This window comes from Pyxidicoccus caerfyrddinensis (assembly GCF_010894405.1).
Taxonomy (GTDB): Bacteria; Myxococcota; Myxococcia; order Myxococcales; family Myxococcaceae; genus Myxococcus; species Myxococcus caerfyrddinensis.
Genome location: NZ_JAAIYA010000025.1, coordinates 35,947 through 59,124 on the forward strand (window position 1 = coordinate 35,947; position 23,178 = coordinate 59,124).

Consider the following 23,178-nt stretch of genomic DNA (forward strand, 5'->3'; position numbering starts at 1 on the left):
CCAGTGCGAGCCCCGCCGTGGTCGAGGGCGCCCGTCGCGCGCCCGGTGCCCGGCCCGGATTCCTGGACCTCCCAGATGAGCCTCTCCGTTCCAGTCGACCTCCTCGCGCTGCGGCGGCGGCTCTGGCTGTATCGGCTCCTCTCGCTGGTGCTGGCCCTGTCGTTGGGGGCGCTGCTCGTGGCCGTCCGGCTGGCCATGGTGGGCCTGGGAGACCCGGAGGTGGAGGTCTTCGATGTGCCGGCCCGCTTCGAGGCGCTGGCGCGGGACAACCCCGACTCGTCCGACGTCTCCCAGACGTACTTCACCGAGGACACGGCCTCCGTGCACATGCACGTCATGGGGCGAGGGCAGGCGTGTCCGCTGCACATCCACCGGCGCTCGCACGAGGCCACCATCATCGTCACCGGGCAGGCCGAAGTCCGGCAGGTCTGGGGAGATGGCGAAGGCCTGGCGCATCGGGTGGGGGTGCATGGCCCCGGGGAGCTCATCGCCTCACCGCCCTTCACCGGGCATGCGTGGTTCAATCGCGCCCCGGACCGGATGCTGGGCAACCTCGTCTTCTCGTGGCCACCCTTCGACGGGAATCTCTACGTGGACGGCGAGGACGCACGCATGAGGACGGGCACCGCGCCCTTCGTCCACGTGCCAGCGGCGGTGCTCCCGTCCCTCCGCGAGGGCGTACGTGAGGAGCGGTTGCCCGCGCTGGACGGACGCATGTCGAGTGTGCTGCTCGCGAGCGGAGTGCACGCGCTGGCGGCCTCTCGCAAGGCGCCGGTGGTCGTCTATGTCGCGGAGGGCGAGGGGGCCATCGAGGCCCCGGATGCGCGGCCGGTGAAGCCGGGCCAGCTCTGGGTGCTGCGCCGGGACGCGACGCTGCGCGCGGAGCCCGGCCACCCGCTGGCGCTGTATGTCTTTCGCCCGGGGGCTTGACCCTCACGCGACGTGAGGCCTTAGACATCTCATCCGAGGTGGAGGGAGATGGCCCTTACAGTGAGTCAGGTGGCCCGGCTTGCGAAGGTCAGCGTCCGGGCGCTGCATCATTATGACGAGATTGGCCTGCTGAGCCCTTCGGAGCGCAGCGAGGCCGGTTACCGGCTCTACACCCAGGTGGACCTGCAGCGGTTGCAGCAGGTGCTCTTCTTCCGGGAGCTGGGTTTCCCGTTGGAGGAGATTCGCCGCATCCTGGGGGACCCTTCCTTCGACCTCCGCTCCGCCCTGCTGATGCAGCGGCAGTTGCTGTCGGAACGCTCCGCACGGTTGGACGCGCTACTGGGCGCCGTGGACTCGGCGCTGGACGCACTGGAGAAGGGGAAGACCATGGACCAGGAGAAGATGTTCGAGGCCTTCGGCGACTTCGACCCGACGAAGTACGAGGCCGAGGTGAAGGAGCGCTGGGGCGACACGGAGGCCTACAAGGAGTCCGCCCGGAGGACGGCCCGCTACACGAAGCAGGACTGGCAGGACATGAAGGCGGAGCAGGACCGCATCGGCAAGGCGATGGCGGAGCTGCTCGGCGCGGGCCGTGCGCCGACGGAGCCGGCGGCCATGGACCTGGCCGAGGAGGCGCGGCAGCACATCTCCAAGTGGTTCTACCCGTGCTCGTACGCCATGCACCGCGCGCTGGGGGAGATGTACGTGAGCGACCCCCGCTTCACGGAGAACATCGACCGGGCGCGGCCGGGGCTCGCGAAGTTCACGCGTGACGCCATCCTCGCCAACGCGGAACGGCACGGCGAGTAGGCCGGAGGCGGGGCCCGTCTTGTTCCGCCAGGCCTCGCGCCCACCGCGACGTCAGGGACGCGTCGTCGCGGCGGGCCGCTCTCGCACCCAGAGGACGTAGTTGCCGTCCCGGACCTGCTCGCGCCAGCCGCCGCGCGCGCGCAGGTTGTCGAGCAGGATGTTGCCCGGGTTCTCCACCTTCCAGAAGAGGTAGTCCGGGTCGTACCTCGCCAGGACCTCCTCCCAGCCCGGCTCGCCCCAGACCAGCCGGAGGTGGTCCTGGTGGACGGCCAGGGGGAAGGGGTCATTGCGGCTGTCGATGAAGACCTTGTAGTCCGGCCCCGCGAAGAACGAGATGGGGCCGCCGATGACGAAGGCGTTGAGCACCCTGCCCGGTGGCAGCTGGCGGAGCGCCTGGAGGGCCGCGAGCGGAATCCGCGAGCGCTTCACGCCCTCCTCCATCGGCGTCGGCCGCGTCGCGTGGATGACGGTCAGTGCGGCCAGCACCAGCGCGGGCCAGAGGGCGCCCCGGGCCCGGGCGCTCCAGCTGGCCAGCGCGGCGTCGAGTCCCCGCCAGAGGCGCCGCCAGGCTCCGGAGGTGGCCACGCCGGCCTCGCGGGCCGGTGCCTGGGAGCCGTGCTCCACCAGCGCGAGCGCCAGCAGCACGGCGGCGAACGGCGCATGGCGCTGCACCTTGAGGGCGGCGAGGCCGAGTACTGCCGCGGGCAGGAGGCTGGCCAGCCTGCGCGAGGGGGCCCGGCCCACGGCGAACAGCGTCGCTCCCATCAGCGCGAGGTAGGCCCAGCTCCAGCCCTCGTCCAGGTCGAGCGTCCGCCACTCCACGATGCCCTGCGTGGACTCCAGCACCGAGTGGTGCAGGGGGTAGAGGTAGATGGCGGTGCCATCCGGGCCCAGGCCGGCGGCGAGGAAGGCGGCCACGCCGAAGGCGCCGGCGCGGAGGGCACGGCGCCAGGACGCCGGGCTCGGTGCATCCAGCAGGGCGCCCAGGGCGGTGCCGCCGAGCAGGGCGGGGCCCAGGGGCCAGCTCCCGTGGACGTTGGCCCAGGCCACGCCCAGGAAGGGGAAGACCCAGAGGACGCGGTCTTCGCCCTCGCGCCATGCCTGGACGCACAGCACCGCGAGGGTGAAGAACAGGTGGCCCAGGTGGAAGGGCCGCTCCTGCTGCCAGGTGGGGGCGTGCACCAGGAAGAGGAGGCCCAGCGCGCCCAGGGCGAGCAGCCCGAGGCGCCCCGAGGCGGCCCGGCCCAGGGCCGTCCAGAGCAGCAGGACGTTGGCGGACACCAGCGCGGCGATGAGCAGCGCGGGCCCCCCAGCCCCGAGCCAGCGCACCAGCAGCACGCACAGCACGCCGAAGCCCCACTCATGGGGCACCCAACCCGCGGTGCCGGTGAGGCTGAAGGGGTCCACCCGGGTGAAGCCGTGCTCCAGGATGAAGCGGCCCCCGGCGAGGTGGAAGAAGAGGTCGAAGTGCTTGAGCGGTGACAGGCCCAGCCACATGGCCAGCGCCAGTGCCAGCAGGGCCGCGGGCCCGGGAACGAGGAGGGCGTACCGCGCTCGCATCCGCGCCGCCGGTTACCGCAGCCCCAGCCGGCGCAGCATCACCGCGCGGATGGAGGGAATCCGAAACCGGTAGATGAGCGCGTCCGCGAAGTAGTGCGCCAGCACCACCGCGAAGCTCAGGGACGTCAGGACGCGCAACAGCGGCCAGGCTCGCACGAGGTCCGCCTGGCTCGCGGACACGCCGAACACGGCCTCCTCCTGGAGCACGGCGTGCACCGTCCCCAGGGCCAGCAGGGGCAGCATGCTGGCAATCATCAGCGGGACGATGAGCGAGCGGGGCACGCGGGACGTGTCGCCCGGGCGCGGCTCCAGCATCCGGGCGGAGAGCACGTAGTACTCCAGCCCGTGCATGCCGGGCAGCATCACATAGCCCCACGAGGGCGCCACGAGGACGAGCCCCGTCGCCGTCGCCATGGCCAGCAGGTAGAGCACCTTCGGCCCGCTCCGGGTGCCCGCGCTCAGGACGGAGCGGAAGAGCGCCACGAAGTAGCCCATCCACACCGCGAGCAGGACGGCGAGCGTCTCGCGGGGCAGCACCGCGCCCTGGCCCACGTCGAGGTAGGCGGAGCGGTCGGGACCGGTGGACTCGGAGACGAAGAGGATGCGCACCAGGAGCAGGGTGAGCATCAGCGGCACGTACACCTTCTGCAGCTCGCGCTCCTTCGGGGAGGACGCGGGCAGCCCGGCGTCACCTTCGCGCAGCCCGTGCAAGGACCAGATGCCCCGGTGCTGGGACAGCGTGTGGTGCAGGCCGAACACGTTGAACACCACGGCCACCGCGTAGGTGTGCGCGGTGAGGTCCGCGTAGAAGCTGAAGAAGAAGCCCGTGCCCACCGCGAGCATGGCCAGCGCGCCCGCGAGCACCTGCCTCGGCTGGCCCGGCGCCGCCGTCAGCACGTCCTTGTGCACGGCGAAGAGCAGGAAGGTGAGCACCACGTGTGTGGCATTGCCCAACAGGTTCTGCGCGGTCCACGCCGCCAGCCGGTGCGCGCCGTCCGCGGCCGGGGCGGACAGGACGCTGGACGCGGCCACGCCCAGCGCGAGCGCCAGGGGCAGGGCGATGATGAGGAGATCCGCCCGCGCCGAGAACAGCCACAACCCACGGAAGGCCAGGGTGCCCGGCAGGCCGGGGGCTGGAACGTGGGTCCGGGAAGGGGCGGCGGGAAGCACCGGCGTCATCGGGCGCGAATCCTACCACGCCTGGAGCGCGCCGTACCCCCTGGAATTCCAGGCGGTTGGACCGGCCCCGGAGGGGCCCCGTGCCACGTCCGCAACCTTCCGCCGCCGGGTGCGATAATTCCGGTAACGGATCACCACATTCGAGGGGGAAGTCATGTCCATCAACGGTATTGGCAGTGGCCGCGGCGCCACGACTCCGCAGACGGTTCGCTCGCCGGACGTCGAGGAGACCCGGCAGCCCCAGCCCCGCACCGCCAACTCCACGCCGCGGACGGGCATGCCCACCACCAGCGCCTTCGAGAAGCCCCAGGCGGACTACCGCAAGCTGGGCGCCCCCGAGCCGGGCCCCCTCGAGTCCATCGGCAAGGCCGTGGCTGATGCGGTGAAGGCCGCGGCTGCCGCGGTGGTGCAGGCCGCGGAAGACGCCAAGCGGCTCCAGGACATCAAGGACACCCTCAAGGACTCGCCCACCGGCGCGGCGGCGGTGAAGTACCTGGAGGACAAGAACATCAAGGTCGAGTTCGCCAACGGCGGCGGCTCGTACTGGGATGGCAACAAGATCGTCATCGACCGCACCCGCCCGGTGGACCGCAACGCCCTGACGCTGGTCCACGAAATCAACCACGCCAAGGCCAGCATCGACGGCCCCAAGGCGGACATCGTCAAGGACACGCGCGCCGACTACGTGACGAAGATGCTGGACGAGGAGGTGCGCGGCACCGTCGACAGCATCAAGGCGAAGAACGAGCTGGTCGCCAGTGGGAAGACCATCACCGCCACGTACCCGCTGGAGGCCAAGTACAACGAGGCCTACAAGAAGGGCGTCGAGGACGCGAAGAAGGCGAACCCCAAGGCCACCGCCGCGGAGCTGAAGGCGGCGGGTGAGAAGGCCGGCTACGACCGCGTCCTCAAGGGCTTCCAGGACGGCGAGGTGACGACCAGCACCACGGGCGTCAAGTATCCGGACTACTACGGGTCGGCCTGGGACCGCGCCCACCCGAAGTGAGACGACAGGCATTCACCGTGGGCCTGCTGGCCCTGGACATGCTCTACTGCGCCCACGCCCCTTCGCGGAGTGGGCCTCGTGAGGATGAGATGGTGATTGCCAAGACCGAGACGCTGCTGCGCATTGCCCAGGTCGACCCGGTCCACGCCGACACGATGTCCCGGCAGCCGACCACGTTCTCCACGCAGCCGCTGAGCTTCTACGGCCACTTCAAGCTGCTCACCGCCGACGTGATGCTGCCGCACCGGCCCATCCAGTTCCGCTACATGGATGATGGCAGGCAGGTGGTGGTCCTCTCCGGCCGGGAGCAGGACATCTACAACGTCAACGCGCGCGAGAAGCTCTCCCTCGACGCCGCGCAGGTGCCGGAGTACGTGCGCTTCTTCATCGCCAACACCGGGGGCACCGGCCGCCGCGTGGTGGAGAAGGCCGCGGACGTGCCCTGGCGGGGTGATGTGGACACCACGCCCGAGCTGGCCACGAAGAAGGCGGAGGCCAGCTCCCGGCTGCATGCCGTGCTCGTCACTCCTGGCGCCGAGGGCTTCCAGGCGGTGGCGCTCGTCCTCGAGGACGACATCCTCCACGAGCTCACCCTCGCGGTCCGCAAGGACGGCCACGTGGACACCACCCGCTCCCAGGTGGTGCTGTCCTCGCTGCCGGTGCCCGTCACCTTCTAGGCGGGCGCCGCCGCCGCCCGTGGTAAGACGGACCCGTTCATGGAAGGCCGCCTGCTGCTGAAGAACTGCGCCGTGTTCCGCGCGGACGGTCGCGTCCGCAACGGCATGGCCGTGGTGGTGGAAGGAAACACCATCCGCCGCGTGGCTCCGGATGCCCAGGTGCCCGTGCTGCCCGGCGACTGGGAGGTGGCGTGCCGGGGACGGCTCGTCGCGCCCGGGCTGGTGGACTGCCACTCGCACCTCGTCAACGGCCAGCTGTTGCCGCCCACCGGGCCCTTCCTGCTGCTGTCGCCCGCCGAGCGGCTGGAGCGGATGCTGCGGGTGGCGCGGCTGCTCACCGACGAGGACGTGGAGGCGCTCACCCGCTTCGCCGCGGCACGCGCGCTGCGCAGCGGCGTCACCCTGGTGGTGGAGCACCTGTCCTGCCAGGACGTGGCCGGAGGGCTCGCCGCCCAGGCCCGCGCGGCGGAGAACCTGGGCCTTCGGCTGGTGACGAGCCACTCCACCCACAGCCTGGAGGGCGCCGCGCAGGCGGACGCCTGGCTCCAGGCCAACGCCGACTTCGTGCGCGAGCGCCGGGAGCATCCGCTGGTGCGCGGAGCGCTCGGCTTCCATGCCTCGTACACGTGCGACCACGCGCTGCTCACCCGCGTGGCCCGGCTGAGCCGCGAGCTGGACGCGCCCACCGTCTTCCACCTCGCGGAGAGCGAGGACGACCTCACCATCACCTACGCCCGGCACAACCAGCGCGTGGTGCCCCGGCTGGACGCGCTGGGGCTGCTCAACCCGCGCGCCATCGCCGCCTACGCGCGCACCCTGGACAGCGCCGAGGCCGTGCGCCTGCAGAACAGCAGCGCCTTCGTGGCGCTCGCGCCTCGCGGCGTGCGCACGCTGGAGCGCGGCGCGGACCCCATGGAGGCGGTGCTGTCGCGCATGCACCTGGTGGGGCTGGGCACTGGCGGCCATGGCTCGCTCCAGGAGGAATTGCTGGCCGCGCTCGTGGGCGTGCTGCGCATCGCCCGCGCCGGGCGCCTGCCGGACGTGGACGGCTCCCTGGCCCACCTGCTCATCAACGGCCCCGCGGAGCTGTGCACGCGCCTGTTCGGGCTGCCGTCGGGCAACGTGGAGGAGGGGAGCATCGCGGACCTCGTCGTCTACGACGCCGTCCCTCCGGCGGACCCGGAGACGGGCTACTCGCCGCACCTGCTCGGGCAGATGTCGCGCGCGCCGGTGGCGTGGACGGTGGTGGACGGCCGCGTCCGCGTGCGCGAGGGCCAGTTGCTGGGCCTCGACTTCGTGGAGCTGGCCAGCGCCGCGACGGATGCGCTCCACCGGGTGTGGACGCGCGCGCGGCTGGGCAGCTGAGGGGCTTGATGGGCGCCGTGCCTTCCTCGCTGGTGGACACCCTGCGCGCCGCGCGCGACAGGCGGGGGCCGCTGCTCTCCGACGCGCGCACCACCGCCTTTCGCGTGCTCCATGGCGAGGCGGACGGCGTCCCCGAGGTGACGGCGGATGTCTTTGGCGGGGGGCTGTATGTCATCAGCCTCTACCAGGACTTCACGCCCGCGGAAGAAGAGGCGCTGCTCGACGCGGCGGTGGCCGCCTGGGCGCCGAAGAGTGTCTACCTCAAGCGCCGTCCCCGCGAGGCGCGCGTGCTGGCCAACGTGGCGAAGGAGTCGCTCGCGCCGGAAGTCCCCGCCCGGGGAGAGCCGGTGGAGTCCCTCACCGCGCTGGAGAATGGCCTGTCGTTCCTCATCCGCCCCGCGCAGGGACTGTCGGTGGGGCTGTACCTGGACATGCGTGACACGCGCGCGTGGCTCCAGGAGCGGGCGCGCGGCCTCACCGTGCTCAACCTCTTCGCGTACACGTGCGCCTTCGGCGTGGTGGCCTCCGCGAGCGGCGCGAAGCGGGCGCTCAACATCGACGCCAGCCGCCGCGTGCTGGAGTGGGGCGAGGAGAACGCGCGCCTCAACGGCCAGCCCGTGGACCGCTACGACTACGTGGCCGGGGACGTGTTCGACTGGCTCAAGCGCCTGGCGAAGAAGGGGGAGACGTTCGACGTCGTCATCTCCGATCCTCCGTCCTTCTCCACCACCCGCACCGCACGCTTCTCCGCCGCGCGCGACTACGCCCGGCTGGCGGACGCCGCCGCGCGCGTGGTGACTCCCGGAGGCCGGCTGGTCGCCTGCTGCAACCACGCGGGCCTGCCCGCGCGCCGCTTCGAGACGATGGTGGCGGAGGGCGTGGCGCTCGCGGGACGCAAGGGGAAGGCGGTGGGCTCGCTCGGTCCCTCCGCGCTCGACTTCCCTTCCTTGCCCGGCCAGGAGCCGGCCTTGAAGGTCCACGTGGTGGAAGTTCGTTAGCGCCTCGGGGCCCGGCGCGGCTAAGGTCAGCGCGTCATGGCTCCCGTGGCACAGCAGCAGCGCGACACCGCCCGCTTCGGCCGGTACCGGCTCATCGACCGCATCGCTGTCGGTGGCATGGCGGAGATCTTCCTCGCGCACCAGAAGCATGACGACGGCCACGAGTCGCCCGTCGTCATCAAGCGCATCCGCCCGCACCTGTCCAAGCACGCGGCCTTCGTGAAGATGTTCCTCAACGAGGCCCGGCTCGCCTCCCAGCTCAACCACCCCAACGTCGTGCAGATTCACGACCTGGGGAAGATCGCGGAGAGCTACTTCATCGCCATGGAGTACGTGGCCGGGCGCGACATGCGCCGGGTGGTGCCCAAGGCGGAGGCGCTCGGGATTCCCTTCCCGCTGGTGTACGCGGTGAAGATTGCCTCGCAGGTCTGCGCGGGGCTGCACCACGCGCACACCAAGGTGGACCTGTACGGCAACCCGCTCAACATCGTCCACCGGGACGTGTCGCCCGAGAATGTCGTCGTCGCCTTCGACGGCTCGGTGAAGATTCTCGACTTCGGCATCGCCAAGGCCGCCAACCAGGTGGAGCAGACGCGCACCGGCGAAATCAAGGGCAAGCTCAGCTACATGAGCCCGGAGCAGTGCCTGGGCAAGCCGCTGGACTGCCGCAGCGACATCTTCTCCCTCGGCGTCGTCCTCTACGAGTGGCTCACCGGCTTCAAGCTCTTCACCGGCGAGTCCGAGGTGGCGGTGATGCGCAGCATCACCGAGGGGAAGATCTACACGCCCTCGTACTTCCGGGAGGACCTGCCCGAGCGGCTGGAGCTCATCCTGATGAAGGCGCTGGAGCGCGACCGCGACAAGCGCTACCAGACGGCCGCGCAGATGCAGAAGGACCTGGACGCCTTCCTGGACGCGTACGAGTTCACCCCCACGCCGCTGCACCTGTCCAACTTCCTCAAGCAGCTCTTCGAGGAGGAGCTGCAGGAAGAGCAGCGGCGCATGCAGGTGCGCGCGGCGGCGGCGCCCACGTCGGAAGAGGCGCTGGAGTTGTCGGACGTGGTGGCCGCGCTCGACACGGTGAAGGGCGCGCCCGCGCCGGAGCCCGTCGCCCCGGTGGGCGAGAGCGACGACCACACCGAGCCGCGCGTGCTGGCCGTGCCGCTGAGCCCCGCTGCCTACGAGGCGCTGGAGGCGGTGGCCCGCCGCAACGACGTCCCGGTGGGCCGGCTCGTGTCCGAGCTCATCGAGTCCTGGCTGAAGTACCGCTGACATGCCCCGGTTGAAGCTGACGCTCGAGTACGAGGGGACGCACTACGTGGGCTGGCAGATTCAGCCCAATGGGCCGTCCGTGCAGGCGACGCTGGAGGACGGGCTGGCCCGGCTGCTGGGCGAGCGGGTGTCCGTGCTCTGCGCGGGGCGCACCGACTCGGGCGTCCACGCCACCGGGCAGGTGGCCTGCTTCGACACCGCGCGGGTGCTGCCGATGAAGGCGTACGTCATGGGCCTCAATGGCCTGTTGCCGGACGACCTCGCGGTGAGGTCCGCGGTGGAGGTGCCGGACGACTTCGACCCGCGCCGCTGGTCCCGGGGCAAGCGCTACCGGTACCGGCTGAGCAACCGCCGCACGCGCTCGCCGATGCGCCGGGCGACGCACTGGGAGGTGTTCGCCGCGCTGGACGTGGAGGCCATGCAGCGCGCGGCGGTGCACCTCCTGGGCCGGCACGACTACTCCGCCTTCCGGGCGGCGGACTGCCAGGCGAAGCACGCGATGCGCGAGATTCGGCGGCTGGCGGTGGAGGGCGAGGCCGGGGACGCGGTGTCCTTCGTGGTGGAGGGCACGGCCTTCCTCAAGCACATGGTGCGCAACCTGGTGGGGACGCTGGTGGAGGTGGGGAAGGGGAAAAGGCCCGAGGCGTGGGTGGCGGAGGTGCTGGCCTCGCGCAACCGGAAGCGGGCCGGGCCCACGGCGCCGCCGCAGGGGCTGGTGCTGGAGGAGGTCTTCTACGGGGATGGCCCGCCTCCTCGCACGCCGGGGGGCGTGGCGGACGCGGACGAGGATGAGTGCTGAACTGGAGTAGGCTGCCGGCCGTGAGCTCCAAGACGAGTGTCCTCGAACCGCTGCGCGTCCGCATCCGCCGCCTCCAGTTCATCATGGGGCTGGGGTTCATCGCGCTCATCGCAGGCCGGGGCATCGGCTGGGTGCTCATCATGCGCCTGACGACGCGCATCCAGGAGCTGCCATTCGCCTTCCTGCAGATGCTGGCCGCGGTGGCGCTGGTGAACCTGTGGCTGCTCGTGGGCCTGCCGCTGCTCTGCTACGGCGCCGCGCGGGTGATTGAGCTGCGGCCGTGGCCCACGGCGCTGGGGGCTTCCGCCACGGGTCTGGCCTTCATCCTGATGATCGACTTCGTCCAGGGCGGCGCGGACGCCCTGTGGGAGGGCGGCCTCTGGTCGGTGCTCAACGTGGTGACCTCCGCCGTCGGCGTGGCGCTCAGTGCCCGCGCCGTGGTGAAGGGCCGGGAAGCGGCGGCGCAGCAGGTCGGCAAGGCCCAGGCGAAGGCCCAGGAGCGCAAGTCCGAGTACGACGAGTTCCTCCGCGCGGCCGAGGCGGGCGCGGCCCGACTGGAGCAGCGTGAGGCCGCGGCGCAGCAGCCCCAGGGCGCCGAGCCCGCGCCCTCGCCGGACACCAGCAAGACGCCGGCCGCCTGAGCCGGCTTCGGCTCCCGGTGTGCCTGGCCGGGAGGCCTTCCTCCCGCCGCTGAACGCTCAATCGGTGGTGATGCGCCCGGGGGCGTCGTTGGTGCCCGTCGTCGTATGGCACGAGCCGCAGGCCCCGGTGTTCTGGGGCGTGCTCATGGCGCGCTGGACTCCGGCCACGTTGATGCGGGCGGTGTAGGGGAACGCGAAGCCCTGGGCATCCCCGGCCCGGAGGAAGAAGTTGCCCGAGGCATTGGTCAGCAGCGTGTAGCTCTTCTGCTGGGCGTCGGTGATGACCACCTGGGCGCCTTCGACGCCCGCACAGTCGTTCGCTTCGTGAGAGGTGGCGTGGACGGTGCCCGCCACCACGAACCGCGGCCCCTCACCCCGCTCGGTGTGACACTGGATGCAGTCGCCTCCGGGGTGCATCAGGGGCGACTCGCTGTCCCCGCCCGTCCACTTCATCCCGGTGGAGCACTCGGTGGTGCTCGTGGGCTCCAGGGAGCCTCCCTCGCCACAGCCCGCGTGCAGGCCACCCAGGATGAGACACAAAACGGCAAACGACTGACGGCGAAGGGTCATGGAACTCCTCTTGAGAGGGATTGAGACAAAAGAATGCGTGTGACGCCGTCTGTCAACATCAATTGCCGAGGCGTAATCATTCCAATGACTTGCGCTCACGCCGTCGCTCGCGGCGTCGGTGTGGGTGTCTGCCATTTATGAGAATTCATTCAGAGATGTCTCAAACTCGCCTGGTGTGACGCCGCTACGGTGCCCGCCATGGTGGTCGTCCTGACAGCCTTCCTGCTTGCCGCCTCGCCCGAGACGGCGCCCCTGAGCTTCGCGGAGGCGCTCGCGCTGGCGGAGCGCGCGCCCCTGCCTGACGCCGCCGCGCGCGCTGGAGTCCAAGCGCGCCGCGGATGCGCGCATGTCCACGCTGGCCAACCCGCAGCTCGTCGTGGAGCCCGGCTGGCGGCGCTCGGAGGCCGCTGGCGGTGGACTGGACCTGCGCGTCGGCGTGGCGCAGCCCTTCAACCTCTCCGGCCACGGGGCCGCGCGCGCGGAGGCCGCGCGGCTGGAGACGGAAGCCCTCCGCGCGGAGGCCCGCGCGCTCCTGCTGGCCCGGCGGCTGTCGGTGGCCGAGGCCTGGCTCCTGCTGTGGGCCGCCGAGCAGGCCCAGGCGCAGGCCGCCGAGGAGGTCCGGCTCGCGGGTGAGCTGCGACGGGCGGTGGAGTCCGCCGCGGCGCTCGGCGCGGCCACCGCGCTGGACGTGGCGGAGGCCACCACCTACGCGGCCGAGGCCCGGCTGGCGGAGCTGGACGCGCAGGGACAGGTGGCCGAGCGTCGCGCCGCCTTCTCCCGTCAGGTGGGGGGCCATGGGACATGGCCCGTCTCCGCCGCCGGCCCGCTGCCAGAGGTGGCGCTGCCGCCCGAGTCGCGGTGGCCGCAGCTGCAAGCGAGCGCGGCGCGGCTGCCGGCGGTGGTGGCGCGGCGGTTCCAGGCACGCGCCGAGCGCGCCCGGGCCGACGAGGTGCGGGCCGCCAGGGGCGTTCAGCTCCAGCTCGGCGTCGCGGCCCTGCGCGAGTACGACGGCGCGGTGGGCGGCGTGGCCACCGTGGGCGTGACGCCGCCCGTGTTCGACCGCGCCGAGCGCGAGCGCGGCACCCTGCTGGCTGGCGCCACGCGGCTGGAGGGTGAGGCCGCCGACGCCGCCGCCACCGCCGGGCGGACCTGGCGCTCGCCCTCCACGAGGTGGAGCACTCGCACGAGGTGGCGGAGGTGCTTCGCGGCACGCTGCTGCCCGGCGCCCAGAAGGCCGCGAGCCTGGCGGAGCTGCTCTTCCGCGCGGGTGACGCCACCGTCCTCGAGGTGGTCCGCCTGCGCCGCGCGCTCGTCACCGCCCGCATCCGCCTGGGCCATGCGCTGGCCGGGGAGGCCCTGGCGCGTGTGCGGGCCCACTTCCTCGTCGACGCGCTCGGCGAGCCTGCTTCGTGAGGTTGCACACCATGAGATTCGTCTTGCTGCCCACCCTCCTGCTGCTGGGAATGGCCCCTGGCTGCTCCACGCCACTGGAAGCCGGGGCCGATTCCGCACGGCCCGCGGCGCCGCGGCCGAGCTCCGCCTCTTCCTGGGTGCGTCCCCGTCCCTCGCGGGGCGTGCCGCTGGCGGAGGCGCCCGCCCGCGTGCTGCCGGCGCCCGGGGGCACGGCCGTCGTGGGCGTCCCCCTGCGCGCCACCGTGGCCCGCATCGCCATCCGCCCGGGCCAGCGGGTGAAGCAGGGCGAGGTGCTGTTGGAGGTCCGCATGCCGGAAGCCGTGGAGGCCGCGGGCCGCTTCCTGGCCGCGTCCCTGCGGCGCGACGCGTACTCGAAGCGCCGCGAGCAGCTCCTGGCGCTCCAGGCACAGGGCATGGCCCGGCTGGCGGAGCTGTCCGAGGCGGAGACGCAGGTCGCCGAGGCCCAGGCGGCCGCGCAGGCCGCGCTGGCGCTGCTCGCGGTGGCGGGGCTGGGCGCGGGGGACGCGGCCGCCATGGCGCGCGGCGGCGCCGTGCCGCTGCGAAGCCCCGTGGCGGGCATCGTCACCGAGGTGTCCGGGGAGCTGGGTGAGACGCGCGAGGGCGGTGGCGTGCCGTGGGTGCGGGTGGCGGGCGAGGGCGAGGCCCTGCTCGAGGCCCGCTTCACCCGCGCCCTTCCCGCGGAGGCCCGCTTCGAGCTGGCCCTTCCGGGCGAGGCGCCGCTGCCCCTGCGCGAGGTGGGCCGCTCGCCCGCCGTGGACGCCCGGGATGGCACCACCGCGGCCTGGTTCGCTCCCGAGCCCTCGCGCGTCCTGCCCGCGGGCCTCACCGGCACGGTGCGCGTGCGCGCGGACAGCCTGCCGGGCGTCTTGGTGGTGCCGTCGCGGGCGCTGCTGCTGGAGGCGGGGCGGGCCGAGCTGCTGGTGCGCGAGGCGGAGGGCTTCCGCCGCCAGCCGGTGGAGGTGGTGGTGACTTCCGGCGCGGACGCGCTGGTGCGGGGGGCCGGTGCGGCGGACGCGGTGGCCGCGGACGCGCAGGCCCTGCTCGCCGCCGCGAGCGTCACCCCGGGCGAGGAGGGGACACGGTGATTGCCCGGCTCGTGGAGGCCAGTGTCCGGCACCGCGGCCTGGTGCTGTCGCTGACGGCGGTGCTCGCGCTGGTGGCGGGCGCGGTGGCCTTCCGGCTGGAGCTGGACGCGCTGCCGGACATCACCACCAACCAGGTGCTCGTCCTCACGCGCGCCCCCGGGCTGACGCCCGAGGAGGTGGAGCGGCTCGTCTCGCGTCCCATCGAAGCGGCACTCAGCGGCATCCCCGGGCTCGTCGAGCACCGGAGCCTGTCGCGCTATGGCATCTCCTCCGTCACCGCCGTCTTCGACGACGGGGTGGACCCGTACCGCGCGCGCCAGGGCGTGCAGGAGCGGCTCACCGGGCTGGCGTCCCGCCTGCCGCCGGGGGTGGAGGTGCCGGAGCTGGGGCCGCTCACCGGCGGCCTGGGCGAGGTCTTCCACTTCACGCTGGGCTCGCCGGAGCGCACGCCCGCGGAGCTGCGCGAGCTGGCGGAGCTGCGCGTGGCCCCGCTGCTGCGCGGCGTGCCGGGCGTGGTGGAGGTGAACAGCTGGGGCGGGCAGCAGCGCACGCTGGAGGTGCGGGCAGACCCGGTGAAGCTGGCCGCGCGCGGGCTGACGCTCGCGGACGTGCGCGAGGCGCTGGAGGGCGCGTCGGGCGCGGTGCCGGGGGCGAGCCTCGCGGCGGGAGACCGGCAGGTGCTGGTGCGCGCGGTGGCCCGGCCTCCAGGCGCCACCGAGCTGGGCGGCGCGGTGGTGCGCACGCCGGGCGGCGGCCATGTGCGGGTGGCGGACCTGGCGGACGTGGGGCCGGGCGCGCTGCCCCGCATCGGCACCGCCACCGCCAACGGCCGGGGTGAGACTGTCTACGTCATGGTGCAGATGCTCCGCGGCGCCAATGCGCTGCAGGTGGTGGAGGCCCTGCACGCGCGCATGGCGGACGTGGAGGCGGTGCTGCCCGCGGACGTCCGGGTGGACCTCGTCTATGACCGGGGCGTGCTGGTGCGCGGCACCCTGCGCACGGTGGCGAAGAACCTGGCCGAGGGCGGCCTGCTGGTGGTGCTGGTGCTGCTGGCCCTGCTGGGCCGCTTCCGGGCGGGGCTGCTGGTGGCCTCGGTGATTCCGCTGTCCATGCTGGGCGCGTCCGTGGGCATGGTGCTGCTGGGCATCCCCGGCAATCTGATGAGCCTGGGCGCCATCGACTTCGGCCTCCTGGTGGACGGCGCGGTGGTGATGGTGGAAGGCGTGTTCCACCACGTGGGGCACGCCCGGCAGCCCGTCCCGGAAGACGCGTGGCGGCGACGGCTGGGCGAGGTGATGGCGTCGATGTCCCGGCCCGTCTTCTTCTCCGTGCTCATCATCATGCTCGTCTACATGCCGGTGCTGTCGCTCACCGGCGCGGACGGGAAGATGTTCCGGCCCATGGCGCTCACGGTGATGCTGGCGCTGGCCACCTCGCTGCTGCTGGCGCTCACCTTCATCCCCGCGGCGGCGAGCTGGGTGCTGCGGCCCCGAGACATCCCGGAGCGCGAGCCCTGGTTGGTGCGCGCGGTGGAGCGCGCCTACCGCCCGCTGCTGGAGCGGGCCCTGCGGCACCCGGCCCGGGTGGCCGGTGGCGCGGGGGCGCTGCTCGCCCTGGGCCTCGTCCTCTACATGCGGGCGGGCATCGAGTTCGTCCCCCAGCTGAACGAGGGAGACCTGGTGGTGCAGACGACGCGCGCGGGCGACATCCGGCTGGAGGCGGCGGTGCGCGAGGCGGGACGGCTGGAGGCGGCGCTGCTGGGGCGCGTGCCGGAGGTGGCGCGGGTGGTGTCTCGCGTGGGCAGCCCCGCGGTGGCCACGGACATCATGGGCCTGGAGCAGGCGGACGTCTTCGTCACCCTGACGCCGCGCGAGCACTGGCGCCCGGGCCTGACTCCGGAGGCGCTGGTGGAAGACTTGCGGCGCACGCTGGACGCACACGCCCCCGGCGGCGAGCCCTCCTTCACCCAGCCCATCCAGATGCGCTTCAACGAACTGCTGGGCGGCTCCGTCACCGACGTGGCGGTGAGCCTCTACGGCGAGGACCTGGGCACGCTGCGTGGACTGGCCGAGACGGTGGCGTCGCGGGTGGAGGGCGAGCCGGGCGCGGTGGACGTGCGCGTGCTCGCGCCGCCCGAGGTGTCGCTGCTGGAGGTGGAGCCCCGGCCGCTGGACGCGGCGCGCGCGGGCTTCTCCGTGCGGCAGGTGCTGGAGGCGGTGCAGGCGGTGCGCACCGGGCTGGAGGTGGGCGCCACCTACGACGGCGCGGTGCGGGTGCCCATCGTCCTGCGGCTCGGCGCGGACGCGGAGGCCTTCTCGCTGGAGGACCTGTCGCTGCCCACCGCCTCGGGCGGGCTGGTGCCGCTGTCCCGCGTGGCGGACGTGCGCCTGACGGCGGCGCCCAGCCTGGTGAGCCGCCAGGACGGGCAGCGCCGGCTGGTGGTGGGCTTCAACGTGCGGGGCGCGGACCTGGGGACGGTGGTGGCCGGTGCACGGGCGAGGGTGGACGAAGGGCTCCGGCTGCCGGACGGCTACCGGCTCGTCTGGGGTGGCCAGTACGAGACCTTGACGGCGGCGGCGCGGCGGCTTTCGCTGGTGCTTCCCGCGGTGGGGGTCCTCATCGTGACGGTGCTCGTCGTGGCGTTCGGGCGGCTCCGGCCCGCCCTCATCATCTTCACCCACGTGCCCTTCGCGTGCGTGGGCGGTGTGCTCGCGCTGTCGCTGCGCGGCATGCCGGTGTCCATCTCCGCGGCCATCGGCTTCATCGCCCTATCCGGCATCGCCGTGCTCAACGGCGTGGTGTGGGTGTCGCGGCTCCTGCAGCATGAGGCGGCGGGGATGTGGGTGCCGGAGGCGGTGCGGCTCACCGCCCGCGAGCGGCTCCGCCCGGTGCTGATGACGGCGCTGGTGGCGGCCCTGGGCTTCGTGCCCATGATGCTGGCGCGGGGCGTGGGGGCGGAGGTGCAGCGGCCCCTCGCCACGGTGGTGGTGGGCGGGTTGGTGACGTCCACGCTGCTCACCCTGGGCGTGCTGCCCTCGCTCTACCCCTGGCTGTCGCGCCGCCGGGTCCGGAGCGCGCCGCGGCTCGCCGCGCCGGAGGTCTCGACGTGAAGCTGCTGCTGGTGGAGGACGAGGAGCGCATGGCCCGGCTGCTGAGCCGCGGGCTGTCCGAGGCCGGCCACCACGTGGACGTGTGCGAGCGGGGCGAGGACGCGCTCCAGCAGGCGATGGACGTGGCGTACGACATCGTGCTGTTGGACTGGAACCTGCCGGACCTGGACGGGCTGGCGGTGCTGCGGCGGTGGCGCGGGCGCGGGCTGCGCACGCCGGTGATGCTGCTCACCGCGCGCGGCACGGTGGGCGAGAAGGTGACGGGCCTGCGCGCCGGCGCGGACGACTATCTGGCCAAGCCCTTCGCCTTCGAGGAGCTGCTGGCCCGGCTGGAGGCGCTGCATCGCCGGGGGGACGCGGGCACGCCGCTGTGGCAGGTGGGGCCGCTGGTGCTGGACTCGCGCCGGAGGGTGCTGCGGCACGGCGACCAGGAGCAGCCGCTCACCGGGCGTGAGTTCGCGCTCTTCCTGGAGCTGGGCGGGCACGTGGGCGAGGTGCGTGCCCGCTCGGAGCTGCTGGCGAGCGTGTGGGGCGACACCTTCGACGGGCCGCCCAACATCGTGGACGTGTACGTGGGCTACCTGCGCGGGAAGCTGGAGCGGCTGGGGGCCTCGGGGGCGGTGTCCATCCAGGTGGTGCGCGGGGTGGGCTTCAGGCTGGTGGTGGGGGGCGGGAAGTGAAGCTGGCCACGCGGCTGTGGCTGCTGGGCGCGGCCGTGCCGGTAGTCGGCGTGGTGCTGGCGCTGGTGCTGGCGGGACAGCTCTACGAAATCTGGCTGGCGCGCGTGGTGGACCAGGCGCTGCTGTCACAGGCGGCGACGGAGGCTGTGAGCCTCTTCGACGGGCCCGGGGGGGAGCCGCACCTGCACCTGGAGCACTCGCCACTCACGGACGTGGTGCGCGCCTTTGCCCCCGTGGCGGAGGTGTACGGCCCGGATGGGCGGCGCGTGCTGTCCTTTCCGTCCACGGAGTCCGCGGCCTCGGAGCGGCTCGTTCCTCCGGCTGAAGACGCTCCGCCGCACCTGGAGACGGTGCGCGAGGGGGATGTGCCGATGCGGCGGTTGACGGTGCGCGTGGTGTCGCCCGCGGGCGTGCCGCACCTGCTGCGGCTGTCCACGTCGCTGGCCTGGCACGAGGCCGCGGTCCGCGCCTTCCAGGGCACCACCCTGGGAATGGCCGCGCTGCTGGGAATCATCTTCTTCGGACTGCAGACGTGGCAGGCACGGTGGCTGGAGCGGCGACTGAAGGAGCTGCGGGGCCTCATTGCCCGGCTGCGCGAGGGCGTGCTGTCCGGCGCGCCGTCGGAAGGCGCCACGCGGGACGAGGTGGCGGAGGTGGAGTCCGCGCTGCGCGAGGCCGCGGGCCGGCTGGGCGCCGCGCGCGAAGCCCAGGAGCAGCTCATCGCCCGGGCCGCGCACGAGCTGCGCACGCCGCTGGCCCTCATGCGCACGCACCTGGACCTGGCGCTGTGGAAGGAGCGCGACGTGGCCGAGCTGCGCACGTCGCTGGAGGAGACGCGCCGCGAAGTGGAGCGCCTGTCCACGCTGGCGGGCAACCTGCTGGACCTGGCCTCCTTCGGCCGGGGGACGTGGGAAGTCCAACGGGGAGACCTGGGGGTATTGTTGGAGGACGCCTCGGCGGCGGCGCGCGCGCAGGCGGAGGAGCAGGGCGTCTGGGTGACGGTGGAGGCGCCGCGTCCCGCCTTGTGCGCGTTCCACGCCAGCTCGATACGGCAGGCGCTGGACAACCTGCTGGCCAACGCGCTGCGCTTCGCCCCGCGCGGCACCGAAATCATCCTTCGCGCCGAGCGGCGGGAGTCCCTCTGGCGCGTGTCCGTCAGGGACTTGGGGCCCGGCATCCCCGCCGCGCACCGCGAGAAGGTCTTCACCCCCTTCTACCGCGTCGAGTCCTCGGGCCCGGGCACGGGCCTGGGCCTGGCCGTGGTGGAGGAGGTGGCCCGCCGCCATGGGGGCCGCGCCTACGTGGCGGAGACTCAGGGTCCTGGTGCCGAGTTGGTGATGGAGCTGCCCGACTCGGGGCCGGCGCCTGTCTCGCTCCACCAGCCCTGAGCCATCTTGGCGCGCGCACCTCCGGATTTTCGTCCCGCGCCGCTCCGGGTTCGTCCCTCGCCCGGGCACGTTCGGCACATTCCGCGCAGCCTGATGGACCCCTGTTGGTACTGAACACGCGTCATTCGCGTTTCAGAGGGGGTTCACCACATGCAAGCCGTTACATCCATCCGGGGTGCCTTTGTTTCCGGCGCCCTGCTCCTGGCGTCCTTGTCTGGATGCCAGGGAGAAGAAGTGTCTGTCCCCGAGTCGCGGCCGGAGAGTCCCCTGGCCGCCACCACCCAGGCGCTCAACTGTGGGGCCAGCCTGGTGCCCCTGATGACCAGCCCGTCGCTGCCTTCCGGCAGCGTGACGCGCTCGGGAATCCTGGGCTCGAGCTACGAGGCGTGGTTGGCCTTCGACAGCAACGATGCGGCGCCGTCCATGTGGCTCTCGCAGGTGGGGGTGACGCCCGCCTGGATTGGCTACGAGTGGGCGGATGGCGCGAAGCGCGTCACCCACTACGCCATCCGGTTCGTGAACGGCTCGCTCACGTCGCGCGCGCCCAGGACCTGGACGTTCGAGGGCTGGAATGGCACCGCCTGGGTCGTCCTGGATACGCGCGGCAACGAGGCCGGCTGGGCCGCCGTCGAGCGGCGCGAGTACACCGTGGCCACGCCGGGCACCTACAGCAAGTACCGGCTCCACGTGACGGACGACAACGACGGCCGCAGCACCGGCATCGAGACGGTCTCCATCGGCAAGCTCGAGCTCTTCCGGTGCCCCGAGGACACCCAGCCACCGGCCGCCCCGGTGCTGACGGGCTTCGCGCCGGCCTCGCCGTCCAGCAACACGCAGCCCGTGCTGTCCGGCACCGCCGAGGCGAGCGCCACCGTGCGCATCTTCTCGGGGGCCTCATGCTCGGGCACGGCGGTGGCCACCGTGACAGCGAGCGCGAGCGGGACGTTCTCGTCGACCCGCACCGTGACGCTCAATGCGACGTCCACCTTCACGGCCACCGCGACCGACGCGGCGGGCAACGTGTCCGCGTGCTCGGCGTCGCTCGGCTACCTGCACGATGGCGTGGCGCCCTCCGCGCCGTCGCTGACGGGCTTCACTCCGGCCTCGCCCTCCAACAGCACCCAGCCGGTGCTGGCCGGCACGGCGGAGGCGAGCTCCACCGTGCGCATCTTCTCCGGCAGCGCCTGCGCGGGCACGGCGGTGGCCACGGTGACGGCCGCGGCCAACGGCACCTTCTCCTCCACGCGCACGGTGGCCCTGAACACCACGTCCACCTTCACCGCCACGTCCACGGATGCCGCGGGGAACGTGTCCGTGTGCTCGGCGGCGCTGAGCTACCTGCATGACAACGTCGTGCCGGCGGCGCCGTCGCTGACGGGCTTCACCCCGGCCTCGCCGTCCACCAGCACCCAGCCCGTCCTCGTGGGCACCGCCGAGGCGGGCGCCCGGGTGCGCATCTTCTCGGGCACGGCCTGTGGGGGCACGGTGCTGGCCACGGTGACGGCCGCGACGGACGGCTCCTTTTCCTCGACGCGCACGGTGACGGCCAACACCACGTCCACCTTCACCGCCAACGCGCTGGATGCCGCCGGCAATGCGTCCGCGTGCTCGGCGAGCATCAGCTACCGGCATGACTCCCTGGCGCCCCCGGCACCCACGCTGACGGGCTTCACCCCGGCCTCGCCCGGGGTGTCCCTGACGCCGCAGTTGCGCGGCACCGCCGAGCGGAGCGCGTCCGTCCAGGTCTTCCGTGGCAGCGGGTGCACGGCGCCCATGGTGACCACCACCACGGCGGATGCCTCGACGGGCGCCTTCACCGCCTCCGTGACGGTGACCGCCAACACGTCGACGGTCTTCTTCGCCCGCGCGGTGGACGCGGTGGGCAACATCTCCATCTGTTCCTCCGTCGCTACCTACTGGCACGACACCGTGGCGCCCGTGCCGCCGACCTTCCTCACGGGCTACATCCCGCTCGACGCGCCTCCCGTCGCCGGGCAGGTGCGCGCCCAGACGGAGCCGCGAGGGAAGGTGGCCGTGTTCACCGACGCGGCCTGCACCCTGGCGGCGTCTCCAGCCGGCGTGGCGCAGGCGGACGGGAGTGGCTTCGCACTGCTGTCCCTGTCACAGCCGCAGCTCGCGACGACGATGTTCGCGGTGGCCCTCGACGCCGCGGGCAACCGCTCCTCGTGCGTGTCCTTCGAGGCGGACTGCCCCGTGGGCTTCGAGGACTGTGATGGCAACCCGGCCAATGGCTGCGAGGCCGCCCTGATGACCGACGAGGCGAACTGCGGCGCGTGCGGAACCACGTGCGGCGGGGCTCCGTCCGCCACCGCCGTGTGCGGCGCGGGCACCTGCGGCCTGGGCTGCGTGGTGGGCACCTTCGACTGCGATGGCCTGGAGGCCAATGGCTGCGAGTCCACCACCGCCTGCGGCCCGGCGGTCTGCCAGGTGGACCCGTTCGAGGAGTTGCTCATCACCGACCTGTCCGTGGTGGAGGACCCGGTGCGCACCACCGGCTCCGGCGCGTGGACGTTCGGCGCGCTGATGCGGGCGATGAACGGCGGAAGGGACCCGTCCGAGCTGGTGCGCAACTGGCTGAAGACCTGGCAGCAAGACCAGTTCATCGGCGCCACCTTCGTGCCGGCCCGTCCCGACATCGGGGCCGTGGTGCTGGACGCGTGGGACGCGCGCAGCGGCGGCGCCAGTGCTCCGCTGGACTTCAGCACCGCGCCGTTCCGGCTGCTCGCCATCGTCAACCGCATGGACCTGCGGCACGAGGGCTCGCACGCGGGCGAGGGCCGCTTCGTGTTCGGAGTGACGGACCCGGGCGGCAACCCGATGCCCTTCACCGTCATCCTCGAATACACGCTGCCCGGTGGCGGCCCCGAGGAGTTCCAGCGCTGGTCGCGCGACTGGCACGAACTGGGCCGGCTCGGGCTGACGCATCCGAACTACAACGCGAAGCTCCAGGCGCTGACGGACCGCTTCACGAAGTCCTTCGTGGCCTCGGGACGCTTCATGGGCAGCGCCATCAGCCAGGTGCGCACCAACGAGAACACGCTGGACCCGGAGTGGGAGCTGCGCGAGTTCCACTTCGGGCCCGCGGGGCTGGCCCCAGCGCACGTGGCGCTCACGCCTCTCTTCTTCATGAACGGCTCGTCGCTGGTGGCGGACTACATCAACCAGAACCAGGCTTCCATCCTCACGGAGACGCACGTAGTGCCCGAGTTCTTCCAGGGGCAGCCCTTCCTCTGGGGCTCGGCGCTCACCCCGTTCAACTTCTTCTGGAACGCTCCCGGGGTGGACCCGCAGGCGCGGCACAAGTTCTCGCTCAACACCTGCAATGGCTGCCACGCGGGAGAGACGCAGACCTTCTTCCTCCACGTCGGCTTCCGCTCCCAGGGCTCGCCCGCCTTCCTCTCGCCGTTCCTGGTCGCCAATGCGCCCACGCCGGACCCCGTCACCGGGCAACCTCGCGTGTTCAACGACCTGGGCCGGCGCGGGCAGGACCTGAACGCCCTGGTGTGTGGCGTGCCTGCGTCCCTGACGGCGTCGAAGGACCAGGTCGGCGAGTCGCTGCTCGCGCCCGCACGGTGGAACACCGCCGCCGTTCCGGGCTTCCCCGTCCGCTCCAACCTGCCGGCCGGGCGCGTCCACTGAGACAGCACTGAGCC

Annotated in this window: 19 protein-coding genes; 15 read left to right on the forward strand and 4 right to left on the reverse strand. The window is 72.6% G+C overall.

All coding sequences use genetic code 11. The annotated features are described in order from the left end of the window. The first annotated feature begins 75 nt into the window (after positions 1-75). Positions 76-930, forward strand: a complete 855-nt coding sequence (locus G4D86_RS41045; RefSeq protein ID WP_163999797.1) for a cupin domain-containing protein — start codon at positions 76-78, stop codon at positions 928-930. A 48-nt stretch (positions 931-978) separates the two neighbouring features. After that, positions 979-1,740, forward strand: a complete 762-nt coding sequence (locus G4D86_RS41050) for a MerR family transcriptional regulator (RefSeq protein ID WP_163999799.1) — start codon at positions 979-981, stop codon at positions 1,738-1,740. Between the two features lie 51 nt (positions 1,741-1,791). On the opposite strand, the gene G4D86_RS41055 is transcribed toward G4D86_RS41050, so the two are convergent. Together G4D86_RS41055 and G4D86_RS41060 are read right to left on the reverse strand one after the other, a co-directional pair. Further along, positions 1,792-3,300: a hypothetical protein gene (locus tag G4D86_RS41055; protein ID WP_163999801.1), complete on the reverse strand. Its 1,509-nt coding sequence runs from the start codon at positions 3,298-3,300 to the stop codon at positions 1,792-1,794. 12 nt (positions 3,301-3,312) lie between these two features. After that, a complete protein-coding gene (locus G4D86_RS41060; RefSeq protein ID WP_163999803.1) occupies positions 3,313-4,479 on the reverse strand; it encodes a hypothetical protein in 1,167 nt (388 codons plus the stop codon). 154 nt (positions 4,480-4,633) lie between these two features. Here G4D86_RS41060 and G4D86_RS41065 point away from each other — a divergent pair, with 154 nt between their 5' ends. From G4D86_RS41065 to G4D86_RS41095, 7 genes are read left to right on the forward strand one after another with little or no spacing between them, the layout of a single operon-like run. Continuing rightward, positions 4,634-5,485, forward strand: a complete 852-nt coding sequence (locus tag G4D86_RS41065; protein WP_163999805.1) for a DUF6782 family putative metallopeptidase — start codon at positions 4,634-4,636, stop codon at positions 5,483-5,485. Continuing rightward, the gene (locus G4D86_RS41070) at positions 5,482-6,162 is read left to right on the forward strand and encodes a hypothetical protein (RefSeq protein WP_163999806.1); all 681 of its coding nucleotides are present in this window, start codon (positions 5,482-5,484) and stop codon (positions 6,160-6,162) included. The genes G4D86_RS41065 and G4D86_RS41070 overlap by 4 nt, the downstream gene beginning before the upstream one ends. 39 nt (positions 6,163-6,201) lie before the next feature. Continuing rightward, the gene (locus G4D86_RS41075; protein WP_163999809.1) at positions 6,202-7,527 is read left to right on the forward strand and encodes an amidohydrolase family protein; all 1,326 of its coding nucleotides are present in this window, start codon (positions 6,202-6,204) and stop codon (positions 7,525-7,527) included. Positions 7,528-7,535: 8 nt separating this feature from the next. Then, the gene (locus tag G4D86_RS41080) at positions 7,536-8,525 is read left to right on the forward strand and encodes a class I SAM-dependent rRNA methyltransferase (protein ID WP_163999811.1); all 990 of its coding nucleotides are present in this window, start codon (positions 7,536-7,538) and stop codon (positions 8,523-8,525) included. 36 nt (positions 8,526-8,561) lie between these two features. Then, on the forward strand, positions 8,562-9,797 hold the full coding sequence (locus G4D86_RS41085; protein WP_163999813.1) for a serine/threonine protein kinase: 1,236 nt from the start codon (positions 8,562-8,564) through the stop codon (positions 9,795-9,797). 1 nt (position 9,798) lies between these two features. Further along, positions 9,799-10,596, forward strand: a complete 798-nt coding sequence (gene truA, locus G4D86_RS41090) for a tRNA pseudouridine(38-40) synthase TruA (RefSeq protein WP_163999815.1) — start codon at positions 9,799-9,801, stop codon at positions 10,594-10,596. A 20-nt stretch (positions 10,597-10,616) separates the two neighbouring features. Continuing rightward, the gene (locus tag G4D86_RS41095) at positions 10,617-11,237 is read left to right on the forward strand and encodes a hypothetical protein (RefSeq protein WP_163999816.1); all 621 of its coding nucleotides are present in this window, start codon (positions 10,617-10,619) and stop codon (positions 11,235-11,237) included. Positions 11,238-11,294: 57 nt separating this feature from the next. On the opposite strand, the gene G4D86_RS41100 is transcribed toward G4D86_RS41095, so the two are convergent. Continuing rightward, positions 11,295-11,807 (reverse strand): hypothetical protein, encoded by a 513-nt coding sequence (locus tag G4D86_RS41100; protein WP_163999818.1) that lies wholly within the window; start codon positions 11,805-11,807, stop codon positions 11,295-11,297. Positions 11,808-12,776: 969 nt separating this feature from the next. Then, the gene (locus tag G4D86_RS53380) at positions 12,777-12,992 is read right to left on the reverse strand and encodes a hypothetical protein (protein ID WP_240360772.1); all 216 of its coding nucleotides are present in this window, start codon (positions 12,990-12,992) and stop codon (positions 12,777-12,779) included. 3 nt (positions 12,993-12,995) lie between these two features. On the opposite strand from G4D86_RS53380, the gene G4D86_RS53385 reads away from it, so the two are divergent. The 6 genes from G4D86_RS53385 to G4D86_RS41130 all read left to right on the forward strand — a co-directional run bounded on the left by G4D86_RS53385 (position 12,996) and on the right by G4D86_RS41130 (position 23,164). Further along, a complete protein-coding gene (locus G4D86_RS53385) occupies positions 12,996-13,220 on the forward strand; it encodes a hypothetical protein (protein ID WP_240360773.1) in 225 nt (74 codons plus the stop codon). An 11-nt stretch (positions 13,221-13,231) separates the two neighbouring features. Further along, on the forward strand, positions 13,232-14,326 hold the full coding sequence (locus G4D86_RS41110) for an efflux RND transporter periplasmic adaptor subunit (RefSeq protein ID WP_163999820.1): 1,095 nt from the start codon (positions 13,232-13,234) through the stop codon (positions 14,324-14,326). Further along, a complete protein-coding gene (locus tag G4D86_RS41115) occupies positions 14,323-17,436 on the forward strand; it encodes an efflux RND transporter permease subunit (RefSeq protein WP_163999821.1) in 3,114 nt (1,037 codons plus the stop codon). The genes G4D86_RS41110 and G4D86_RS41115 overlap by 4 nt, the downstream gene beginning before the upstream one ends. Next, positions 17,433-18,116 carry a response regulator transcription factor gene (locus G4D86_RS41120; protein WP_163999823.1) on the forward strand — a complete coding sequence of 228 codons (684 nt, stop codon included), beginning with the start codon at positions 17,433-17,435 and terminating at the stop codon, positions 18,114-18,116. The genes G4D86_RS41115 and G4D86_RS41120 overlap by 4 nt, the downstream gene beginning before the upstream one ends. Next, positions 18,113-19,504 (forward strand): sensor histidine kinase, encoded by a 1,392-nt coding sequence (locus tag G4D86_RS41125; protein ID WP_163999824.1) that lies wholly within the window; start codon positions 18,113-18,115, stop codon positions 19,502-19,504. Before G4D86_RS41120 ends, G4D86_RS41125 begins: the two co-directional genes overlap by 4 nt. Before the next feature lie 234 nt (positions 19,505-19,738). Further along, positions 19,739-23,164: an Ig-like domain-containing protein gene (locus tag G4D86_RS41130; protein ID WP_163999826.1), complete on the forward strand. Its 3,426-nt coding sequence runs from the start codon at positions 19,739-19,741 to the stop codon at positions 23,162-23,164. The last annotated feature ends 14 nt before the right edge of the window (positions 23,165-23,178 follow it).

Bases quoted from the DNA above. Each gene is read 5' to 3' on its own strand.
- G4D86_RS41045 (WP_163999797.1), top strand. From the start codon at position 76: ATGAGCCTCTCCGTTCCAGTCGACCTCCTCGCGCTGCGGCGGCGGCTC.
- G4D86_RS41050 (WP_163999799.1), top strand. From the start codon at position 979: ATGGCCCTTACAGTGAGTCAGGTGGCCCGGCTTGCGAAGGTCAGCGTC.
- G4D86_RS41055 (WP_163999801.1), bottom strand. From the start codon at position 3,300: ATGCGAGCGCGGTACGCCCTCCTCGTTCCCGGGCCCGCGGCCCTGCTG.
- G4D86_RS41060 (WP_163999803.1), bottom strand. From the start codon at position 4,479: ATGACGCCGGTGCTTCCCGCCGCCCCTTCCCGGACCCACGTTCCAGCC.
- G4D86_RS41065 (WP_163999805.1), top strand. From the start codon at position 4,634: ATGTCCATCAACGGTATTGGCAGTGGCCGCGGCGCCACGACTCCGCAG.
- G4D86_RS41075 (WP_163999809.1), top strand. From the start codon at position 6,202: ATGGAAGGCCGCCTGCTGCTGAAGAACTGCGCCGTGTTCCGCGCGGAC.
- G4D86_RS41080 (WP_163999811.1), top strand. From the start codon at position 7,536: ATGGGCGCCGTGCCTTCCTCGCTGGTGGACACCCTGCGCGCCGCGCGC.
- G4D86_RS41085 (WP_163999813.1), top strand. From the start codon at position 8,562: ATGGCTCCCGTGGCACAGCAGCAGCGCGACACCGCCCGCTTCGGCCGG.
- truA (WP_163999815.1), top strand. From the start codon at position 9,799: ATGCCCCGGTTGAAGCTGACGCTCGAGTACGAGGGGACGCACTACGTG.
- G4D86_RS41100 (WP_163999818.1), bottom strand. From the start codon at position 11,807: ATGACCCTTCGCCGTCAGTCGTTTGCCGTTTTGTGTCTCATCCTGGGT.
- G4D86_RS41110 (WP_163999820.1), top strand. From the start codon at position 13,232: ATGAGATTCGTCTTGCTGCCCACCCTCCTGCTGCTGGGAATGGCCCCT.